At 58.9% G+C, this 9,549-nt stretch carries 11 protein-coding genes; 3 read left to right on the forward strand and 8 right to left on the reverse strand.

The annotated features are described in order from the left end of the window. Positions 1-21 precede the first annotated feature (21 nt). The 6 genes from NW816_RS12110 to NW816_RS12135 form a co-directional block, all read right to left on the reverse strand. Entirely contained in the window at positions 22-1,143 is a 1,122-nt protein-coding gene (locus NW816_RS12110; protein WP_414409321.1) for a hypothetical protein, read from the reverse strand. A 199-nt stretch (positions 1,144-1,342) separates the two neighbouring features. Beyond that, complete coding sequence (locus tag NW816_RS12115) at positions 1,343-2,017, reverse strand: hypothetical protein (protein ID WP_414409322.1); 675 nt, start codon at positions 2,015-2,017, stop codon at positions 1,343-1,345. A gap of 41 nt (positions 2,018-2,058) precedes the next feature. Then, complete coding sequence (pyrF, locus tag NW816_RS12120) at positions 2,059-2,766, reverse strand: orotidine-5'-phosphate decarboxylase (protein ID WP_414409323.1); 708 nt, start codon at positions 2,764-2,766, stop codon at positions 2,059-2,061. Then, positions 2,763-3,188, reverse strand: coding sequence for a DUF6464 family protein (locus NW816_RS12125; RefSeq protein WP_414409324.1), 426 nt, complete (start codon positions 3,186-3,188; stop codon positions 2,763-2,765). Before NW816_RS12125 ends, pyrF begins: the two co-directional genes overlap by 4 nt. Before the next feature lie 485 nt (positions 3,189-3,673). After that, complete coding sequence (gene pgeF / locus NW816_RS12130) at positions 3,674-4,474, reverse strand: peptidoglycan editing factor PgeF (RefSeq protein ID WP_414409325.1); 801 nt, start codon at positions 4,472-4,474, stop codon at positions 3,674-3,676. Beyond that, positions 4,471-4,902 carry a DUF3119 family protein gene (locus NW816_RS12135; protein ID WP_011432011.1) on the reverse strand — a complete coding sequence of 144 codons (432 nt, stop codon included), beginning with the start codon at positions 4,900-4,902 and terminating at the stop codon, positions 4,471-4,473. The genes pgeF and NW816_RS12135 overlap by 4 nt, the downstream gene beginning before the upstream one ends. A gap of 432 nt (positions 4,903-5,334) precedes the next feature. Between NW816_RS12135 and NW816_RS12140 the strand changes: the two genes are divergently transcribed. Then, positions 5,335-6,246, forward strand: a complete 912-nt coding sequence (locus NW816_RS12140; protein ID WP_414409326.1) for a diguanylate cyclase — start codon at positions 5,335-5,337, stop codon at positions 6,244-6,246. A 21-nt stretch (positions 6,247-6,267) separates the two neighbouring features. Here NW816_RS12140 and gcvH read toward each other — a convergent pair whose 3' ends face one another. Further along, on the reverse strand, positions 6,268-6,657 hold the full coding sequence (gcvH, locus tag NW816_RS12145) for a glycine cleavage system protein GcvH (protein WP_011432013.1): 390 nt from the start codon (positions 6,655-6,657) through the stop codon (positions 6,268-6,270). An 81-nt stretch (positions 6,658-6,738) separates the two neighbouring features. Further along, a complete protein-coding gene (locus NW816_RS12150) occupies positions 6,739-7,644 on the reverse strand; it encodes an alpha/beta fold hydrolase (RefSeq protein WP_011432014.1) in 906 nt (301 codons plus the stop codon). Positions 7,645-7,785: 141 nt separating this feature from the next. On the opposite strand from NW816_RS12150, the gene NW816_RS12155 reads away from it, so the two are divergent. After that, positions 7,786-8,733 (forward strand): NAD(P)H-dependent glycerol-3-phosphate dehydrogenase, encoded by a 948-nt coding sequence (locus tag NW816_RS12155; protein ID WP_414409327.1) that lies wholly within the window; start codon positions 7,786-7,788, stop codon positions 8,731-8,733. Between the two features lie 296 nt (positions 8,734-9,029). After that, a complete protein-coding gene (locus tag NW816_RS12160; protein ID WP_414355726.1) occupies positions 9,030-9,395 on the forward strand; it encodes a response regulator in 366 nt (121 codons plus the stop codon). Positions 9,396-9,549: the final 154 nt, after the last annotated feature.

Raw genomic sequence — 9,549 nt, forward strand, 5'->3', positions numbered from 1 at the left:
GCAAGCAAGAGAAAGAATACCTTAGGCCAATGCCTGCCACGATAACAAGAAAGAACTGCCCAGGAGTAGGGATCCCAAAACCCGCCGCCAGCTCCGGTAGGGGATCTCAGCCAAGACGCCGCCGGCGCTCAGGCATAGGAAGGGGAGCACCACCAAACCCCAGCGAGCACTTTGCTGCAGGGTGTTCACTTGGGGATCCCAAAACACTGCTGCCAGCACTCCCACCCAGAGGACATGGCCCAAGCCGGCCAAGCTGAGCAGGGCTTGTTGCCGTTCCGCCCAAGGCCAGCCCAGCCGCACCAAGCTCAACCCCAAGGGCAGCATCAAAGTAGCCAAAACAGCCAAGCCACTTTGGGAGCTGAGAGGATAGGGAATCACCTCAGCAGAGGTAGCCGGCAAATTAAACCGTCCCAGCCAGGAAAGCCCCATCACCAGCAGCAGCAAAAGCAGTCCTGATATTCCGAGCCGCTGACGCGAACGCAACGGTTGCCGCGGCCACTGCTGGCTCGTCCACAGCCCTGCCCAGAGCAAAGCCAAGGGCCAAACCTTATAGGACAGGGCACAGGCTAAGGCCAGACCCCACCAGCGCAAGGTGGATCCCGGCCCAACACCACAACTGCAAAGCAAAACCAGGCTGCCCAAAATCTCGCTGCCCGGCTCCAACCCTTGGGTCAACACCCAGGGGCTGAGTCCCCACAGCCCAGCACTCCAGAAATTGCCCCAGCTCCAGCACAGCAGCAGAATGGCCAAGCAGGCTACAGCCGAGAAGATTTGCAGGATCCCTTCAGCCGGGATCCCGGTTCCCTGAGCCAGCCAGGGCAGTAGCCTGTCGGCAAAAGCGCTCCGCACCACTGACGCGAACGAGTGGTAGAGAGGCAGTTCCGGTTGGACAAAAGTCAGGGATCCCTCAGAACCGCTCACCGGCAAAACGCGCCACCACTGCAGAGGAGCCGGTTGCCCCCAAGAGCGGAGTCGCTGCCCCAAAAGAAGGCCCATCCCCCCCCAAAGCAGCCAGTGGCCCATGAAACCAAAACCGACCAAACGCCGAAGGCGATGGTTGTCCCTGTTGGACGACCGCAGGCGGGGAAATGAGCCGCGGGGCAGCCGCTTGCCCGGGCGGGGTGTGGCGGGGGGAAACTTCATGGGTAAACCCTAGCCTGTTCGCATGAGCAGTGCAGAACACTATCCCTACACGGGGTGGGCCCTCGACCGGCAGCAGAACATCCAACGCCCTCTACTCTTGGCCGGTTGGGGAGAAAAAGTGCCCCTTCGTTACTTCCAAAAGAGAATCTCCCCGCGTGACATACTCCCGCACTCATGCTGACGCAAAGCGCTCCGGCCGCTAGAGAGAAGGTCTAGTCAACTCTAGATCGCCCGTCAAGGGGCAACCCGACTGTTGCCAGCGGCGGATGGCCTGGGCAGTGAGTCCATTCGTTACATCGCGAATGGGGATCCCCGATCCGGTTACCTGCAGACGCACCAACCGCCAGGGATCCCCAGGAGCAGCCCGCAGAACATAAGCCTCGTAGGCCAGTTGCAGGGTTTCGCTGCGCCGACCGGCCAAGGAGTTGCCCTCCTTTTGGGGGTGTTGGGGCAAGACCAAGCGGCGCTCCAGCGTGGTGAAATACAGCCGAAAAGCTTCTGGCGAAACAGCAGTTGCGGTGTCCGGCAAAACCGGAGCCAGCTCCTGTTGGCGTAAGCGGGCCGGAGACCCTGGAGAGAGCATTTCAACCTCTGGCTTCCCCACCAGCACAACCTGAAACTCAGAGCGGGAGCGGCTCAAGGCCAGATTGAGAAACAAAGGCAACTGCTCCGTTAGAGCCTCAGCCCAAACCTGAGGAGCAGCCAGGCAAGTTTCCCCTCTTGCCGGAACGAAATGCTCCGCACCCCTAACGCGCCCAGGAGTGCTGACCAGGCCCAAAACCACCGACAAACCGACTCCTAGCCAACGCCTCCTGCCGGATCCAGCCGGCCTTTTTTCAGGGATCCACTGCACAAGCCTACGGCGTCGTTGCATTACAGAACTACCCCAATAACATCGGGCATCTCCCCACACCCTCACCCGGCAGCATCCCATGAGGCTTGGAAGCGCCGCAAGGCGGCCACGGGATCGGGAGAAGCGGTGATGGGGCGGCCCACCACCAGATAATCGGCTCCTGCCCGCAGAGCTTCGTCGGGCGTGCAGATGCGCTGTTGATCCTCCTCACCATCCCCCCCATTGGCCTGGCTCAGACGGATCCCGGGAGTAACCAGCAAAACCTCCGGCCCCAAAGCTTGGCGCAGCCGCGAGACCTCCTGAGGAGAGCAAACCAGTCCGGTAAAGCCTTGGGCTTGAGCCAGCCGGGCCAAATGCAACACGTAGTCGGCGGGATCCATCTCGATGCCCAGTTCCTGTCGCACCTGCGGGGGGCTGATGCTGGTTAAGAGGGTAACCGCCAATAGCCGACAAGGACTGCCCTGGGCAGCTGCCACGGCTGCCCGCAACATGGCACTGCCGCCGGCAGCATGGACGGTGAGCAGATCCACTCCATAGCTGACGGCCACCGCCGTGGCCCTCCCCACGGTGTGGGGAATGTCGTGCAGCTTCAAATCCAGAAAAATGCGCTTGCCCCTTTCCTTGAGAGCCTGCAGAATGGGAAAACCCGCAGCAGTGAACAACTCCAGGCCCACCTTCCACCACAGCACCTGCGGCAAAGAGTCCACCCACTTCAAAGCCTGCTCTTGAGAAGAGGTATCCAGCGCAACAATCAGGCGGTCACCCTTCATCGGGGCTCATTCCGGGGCTCATAGTGGGGACAGCCCTCACAGGGGCCGCAGGGGTTGACGGCACAGCGCAACTCCGGAGAATGGGCGTTGTAGCGGCAGGTGGGATCCCCGATGTATTCCGGCGGCGAAGCCACGTAAGTGTAAACAACCACGCCCCCAAATCCTATCGGGCTGACGAAGAAACGGCTGGCGGTGAACGATTCGCCCACAGAAGGGTTGAAGGTTTCCTCAAAAGGCTCTGGCTCAGGCTCCACTTCCTCCTCCAGATTCCAGAGGGCTTCCCACTGCCTCAGGGCTTCCTGCAGAGGCGCGCCCCAGTGTTCTGCCAGCTCCACCAGGGCAGTCTCCAAAGAGGCCAAACTTTCTTCGGCCACTTGGGCAAAGGCTGCAACCCATTCCTCCAAAAGTTTCTCAAAATCCATGCAGCAGCGACCTAGAGGCTCCTTCTTCACCTTACCGCCAGCCTGGGCAACCTTTAACTTCCTCCCCGGCAAACGGCATCCACTAGAGCTTGATTCACCAATGGAAACAGCTCCGCCAGTTCTTCTGTGGATAGGTTTCCAGTACAGACATTGGCGCGAATATGCCACTCTGCCCACATTTGCGCCGAAGGAGCAGCAGGATCCCGGCCCTCCTCAGAACCTGAACCGCCCACAGGTACCCGAGGGAGGCTGCGTCCCGACCCAAGGTTCAGTTGCAGTACGCTGTCACGGTTGATGCCAGTCAGCGAGGTTTGAGCGTTAGCCTCCTCAAGGAAAGCGAGAGAGAAAGCCAAAGCCATCCCAGCTAATCCCCAGAAAACAGCGCGGTAAACCATGGGATCTCCAGTAGTTAGATAGAGCCCTGTCTTGAGCGCAATTATAGCCACTACTTCCCGTTCCTCCGGGCAGAACTGGGTCAAGTCTGCCTACGACCGCAGGCCGATTCCCGACCACTGCACGCAATGACGGCCCTGCTCATCCTTCAGGGATCCATCGCGGCGATAGGAAAAGAAATCTTGGGGCTGGCTGAGGGTGCAATGGGGGCTGACGGCAATGTGTTCAGGGGGGATCCCTTTGGCTTGGGCTTGGGCACCGTTGACCCAGCGCAGATCCAGGCGAACCTTGCCAGGCAGAGGATCGGGCAACAGGGCGGCGCGGGCATCCAGCCCTGGGGGTAGGCTTTGCAGCACCTGCTCCGCCACCTCCTCTGACACCTGATAGACCGACCCCGAAATGGAAGGCCCGATGGCAACGCGGATCCCAGCAGCAGGGATCCCCGCCCGGAGAAACTCCTGCAGCACCTTGGACAAGATCCCCGCAGCAGTGCCTCTCCACCCGGCGTGAATGGCCGCCACCCATTCTCGACTGGCCACCAAAATCGGCACACAGTCAGCGGTGCAGACCCAGGCAGAATCCCCTTGGCGGCGGGCAATGACCGCATCCGCCTGAGAACGGGTAGAGATCCCTTGACCAACAGAGCAGTCCTGCTCTCCCTTCTGTCCAAGGGTTTCCGTGATCCCATCTGCCCAAACCCAGTTGCAGCCATGCACCTGATGGCCCCACGCGGCCCGTTCAGGGGGCAGTTGCAGCCGAGCGGCCAACTGAGATGGGGGATGGGGATGACCTTGGCGAGAGCCAAAAGCGTGAGGCCACTCCGCCAAAAGCTGACACTCCAGCCAGCGCCATCTCTCTGCCTGCTGCCAAACCCACAAGGCGGAGCCACTCATCGGCGGGAGCTACCCGGACCAGCAATCGGCGGGGATCCTTGAGACCGATGTTGGGCGTGGAGATGACCCACCCGCTCTTCCAAACACATCTTCAGCTCAGCAGGGTTAAACAGCATCGGCAAAAAATGAATGCTTTTGGTTTCTCGGAAAAAGAACAACACCGGCAGCGGCGGCCAGAAAATTTGCCAATCCTGCCACTCGCTGTAGGGGAACTCGCGGATGCGCTTGGAGCCGCTGTAGACCTGCAGCGCCGTTCTGGTAAAGGCCAGACCGATCAGAGAGGTCTGCACCATCAAAAACAGGCCGAACAGGCCCACCCCTAGCCCCGCCCAAAACGAAAGCCAGAACAGCGGCACCGCCAAAGCCAACACCGACAGGCTGAGGCGAAAATCCGGGGTCAATAGATGGGCAGAATTGGGTCTAATCATGCCCCATTTCTCCTCTCGGGGATCCCAGACCCATTCTAGGCCGCCTCGGCAACTCTTCAGAAGTCAGAGGATCTGTAGGACATAGAGGAGAGAGCCTCTTCTCGAAATCAGGGAACGAGGGGCAAACCGAACCCGTTTTTTGAGTTATCCCGAAAAATACTTGGGATCCTGGGGAAATTGGGGTTTGCCATTGAGCTTCTTCCCACAGCTGGCCGATACAACCGCGCAGGCGGGATGGAATCCTCGCGTAGCTCTCAACTGAGGGCCTCACCGCGTGCGATGGTATACGATAAACTCCAGAGTTCCGCAAGTTTACAGATCAGAACCGGCGAGACATCCCTCGCTCACCCAAACACGGCCTGGGGAAAACCGACATAATACGGATATTAACGAGTGCTTACTGCTAACCCGCACAATTCGTTGGACCTCTCCATGCCTCTCGACCCTCTCTCTCAGTTGCCAGAGGAGCCAACCACTCAGATCCCCTTGGAGTTTTACGAGCGCAGACCCCAGCCTGAGGCAACTGCGGCCTTTCTAACGGTGCTCAGCGGCGCCAATATGGGCATGACGTTTCCCTTGGCAAGGGGTGGGGTTTTGGGGCGCAGCCACTGCGCGGATATCCAGCTCTTGGATCACGCCGTCTCCCGGCAGCACTGTCGGCTGGAGAGAGAAGATGAAGGTTATGTCCTCACCGACCTGGAGAGCCTCAACGGCACATATGTTAACGGCGAGCGCGTCAGCCGCGTTCTCCTGAAGGATGGAGATTACATTCAAGTGGGGGCCAGCACCCTCAAGTTTGCCTACTACAACGCGGCAGAAGAAGCCTTCTTTTTGCAAATGGCCACTGCTGCCCTCTATGACCCGCTGACCGGCTTGCATAACCGACGTTTTTTCCTGGAGCAACTGGAGCTGGAGATCCCCTTTGCCCTTCGCCATCGCATTCCCCTCCACGTGCTCTATCTGGATTTGGATGGGTTTAAGCAAATCAACGACCGCTGGGGGCACTGGGCTGGGGATCAAACCTTAATCCAGGTGGCGCGGCGATTGCAAGCTCACGTTCGCCAAGACGATCTGGTGGCCCGCTTGGGGGGCGATGAGTTTGCCCTGCTGGTGCGCGGGATCCCGAACTCGCAGATCCTAGGGCTGGCAGAACGCTTGCGGCAGGCTGTCCAGACCCTGTTGGTGCAGGCGGGGACGGAGACCATCTCCCTAAGCTGCAGCGTGGGCATCGCCTCTCTGCTGGAGCTGGAAGAAGGAACTGACCCACAAAGTCTGCTGGCTGCTGCCGACAAAGCCCTCTACCGGGCCAAAGCTGAGGGTGGTAACCGAGAGACTTTGCTGTAGTTCAGGGCCAACTGCTGGAGTTTAGGATCCCTCCACCAAACTGGCGTAGGCTTCGGCGCTCATGGTGTCCTCGAGATCTTCGGGGTTGGCAATGCGCACCTTGATCAGCCAGCCATCGCCATAGGGATCGTCGGCAAGGCTTTCGGGGCTCTCCACCACCGCTGTATTCACGGCCACCACCTCTCCAGAAAGAGGGGCATAGAGATCTTCGACGGCTTTGACCGATTCCACCGAGCCAAAGCTTTCCCCTTTTTCAATCTCTGTCCCTTCTTCGGGCAAGCCCACAAAAACGATATCCCCCAGTTGATCGACGGCATAAGCCGTGATCCCAATCACCGCAATATCATCCTCAACATGGATGTACTCGTGGGTGTCCACGTAGCGCAGATGGGATGGATACTCCAGGGCCATGCCGGTTCTCCCATAAACTCAGTGGATTATTCTAGGGTCAACCCTTGAAGATGGTAAAGAGCGGATCCCAAGCCCGGCCCGCTAGAGAAACTCCATCAGCAGCCGATTGACCGTTTGCGGAGCTTCCTGCTGCGCCCAATGGCCGCATTCGGGGATGTACTCCTTGCGCAGGCCGTTGGGGAAAAAGGGATCCATCCCCTCGGTTAGCTCGCGGCTGAGGGCAAAGTCTTCTTCTCCCCAAATCAGCAGGGTAGGGGCGAGGATTTGCCGCATGGGCTGCAAAAACAGGTTCTGCAAAGTGGGCAGGTTAAAAAGCTGGCGGTAGTAGTTGAGGGCAGAGGTGAGAACCTTGGGTTTGGAGAGGGCCTCTTGGTAGAGCTTGAGGTCGTGGCGGGTGAAGGCGCTTTTGCGCACCGAAGTTTCCTGGAAAATGCGGCGCACCCAATCTCCCAAGTCCCATTGCAGCACCCACTCTGGCAGCCAAGGCAACTGAAAAAAGAACAAGTACCAACTGCGGCGCAGTTGATCCAAGTTGCTCAAGAACTCCCGCCGGAAGCAGGCCGGATGGGGAGAATTGAGGACGGCCAGCTTGCGAATCTCCTCAGGGAAAAATTGCGCCCAGTGCCAGGCAATGGCTCCCCCCCAATCGTGGGCTACGACCACCGCTCTTCGGGCCCCAAAGTGGCTTAGCAAGCCGCGGATATCCTCGGTAAGGGTATCCAGGTCATAGCCGTGATCCGGTTTGTCGGAATCGTTGTAGCCGCGCATATCGGGTGCCACCACGCGAAACCGCTGCGCCAACACCGGAATCTGATGCCGCCAGGAGTACCAAAACTCCGGGAAACCGTGCAACAAGATCGCCAGCTCCCCTTCCCCTTGGGTGACATAGTGCAGTTGAATGCCATTGGTAAGGGCATAGCCGTGCTGCCAGGTTCCCATCTTGGCGGCTACCTCAGGAGGAAGACGGGGGATCCCTGCTTCTGCCATGTCGTCTGCTCTCGAGCTAACCCATGATTTGGTATCCACCCATACTAACCTTTGCCGTTGGTCTTCCCTTCGCCGGTGCAGGTTTTTTGAGAGGCATCTCACGAGGAAAGCTTAAAAGAAGTCTGCGGGTGGAAAGGTCGGATGAACACTAACGCAGAAGGCCACAGCCCAACATCTCCTCAAAGTGTTGCTATTTTGGGAGCCGGGGCTTGGGGAAGTACCCTGGCAATGCTGGCTCAGGGGCAAGGGCACCGGGTGCGGGTTTGGGATCGCCGCAAGGGCCTGGATTTGGCAGAGGTGCTCCAGGGATCCCAAATCCTCATCTCAGCCGTCTCTATGGCGGGGGTACGCCCTGTGGTGGAAGCGGTGCGCCAAGTGGGGATCCCGCCGCAGGCAATTTTGGTCTCGGCCACCAAAGGGTTGGATCCACTGCAGCTTCTGACCCCTACCCAAATTTGGGGGGCCACCTTCCCGGAGCAGCCCCTGGTGGTGCTTTCGGGGCCTAATCTTTCGGCGGAGATCCGCCAAGGCTTGCCGGCAGCAGCAGTGGTGGCCAGCCGGGATCCCTGGGCCGCTGTGCAGGTGCAGTATGCCCTTTCCTCGGAGCGGTTCCGCCTCTATACCAGCAGCGATCCGCTGGGAGTGGAGCTAGGCGGCACCCTGAAAAATGTTATCGCCATCGCTGTTGGCGTGTGTGATGGCTTGCAACTGGGGGCCAATGCTCGTGCGGCTCTGGTTACCCGCGGCCTGGCAGAGATGATCCGGGTGGGATCCAAGCTGGGGGCACGGGCAGAAACCTTCAACGGCCTGTCGGGGTTGGGGGATCTGCTGGCCACCTGTCACAGTTCCCTCAGTCGCAACTACCGGGTGGGCTACGGGCTGGGCCAGGGCAAGCCTTTGTCGCAGATTTTGGCCGAAATGGAGGGTACTGCCGAGGGCGTTTACACAGCTCCGGTCGTTGTAAAAATTGCCGCCCAACACGGGATCCCCGTGCCCATTACTCAAGAGGTTCACCAGTTGCTGCAAGGGCAGACCACTCCCACCGCCGCTCTCGCCCGCCTGATGGAACGACAACTGACCTCAGAATAGGCTGCCCTCCCCCCCGGCCCCTCTCCCAAAGGAGGAGAGGAGTTTGGGCTACCTGGCATAACCGCAAATCTACGGACAAGGAAAGTTGTCCCTCACGCTACCAGGATTTTTGCAGAGCCGTGGGATCCCAGAATGAGCGATTTGGCGGAGTTTTTTTCCTCAGGGTTTCCCTACACTGCCCCTATAGTTCTTTTACTTGCTCCTGCATCAACTCGGATCTCTGTTGCTCCGGGAAGTGGATAGTGGGCCCGACAGGCTGGGCTGGGTTTGGTTTTTGCTTGCTTTTTTACAAAGTTATGTCCAAACGCATCTTGGTGATTGAAGACGAACCCTCCATCCGTACCTACCTGCAGAAGGTGTTGCAAAGAGCGGGGTACGACGCGGTGGCGGCCACCGATGGAGAGGAGGGTTTGCAGATGGTGCGCACGCTGATGCCGGACTTGGTGTTGTGCGATGTGGTGATGCCCAAGCTGAACGGCTATGGGGTGCTGGATGCTCTGAGATGGGATCAGTCCACGGCTCACATCCCCTTTGTCTTTCTCTCCTCGAAAATCTCTCCCGAAGAGATTGAACAGGGGTTATGCTTTGGCTCCGATGCCTATTTGACGAAGCCCGTTGACCAAAAACACCTGTTGAAAGCCGTTGCTGCCCAATTGTCTTGAGTTGACCGCCTTCCGCATACCCGAACGGTCGGCTGGAAACTCTGGGTGCAGTTGTGTTGATTGAACTGGAGACATTCCCCTAGGTCGTGTTGATCTTATGTTAGGATAGAGAGAGTAATTTATAGAGGAAAGAGGATGAAGTTGGTTTTTTTAG

The organism is Synechococcus sp. W55.1, assembly GCF_047461655.1.
GTDB lineage: Bacteria > Cyanobacteriota > Cyanobacteriia > Thermostichales > Thermostichaceae > Thermostichus.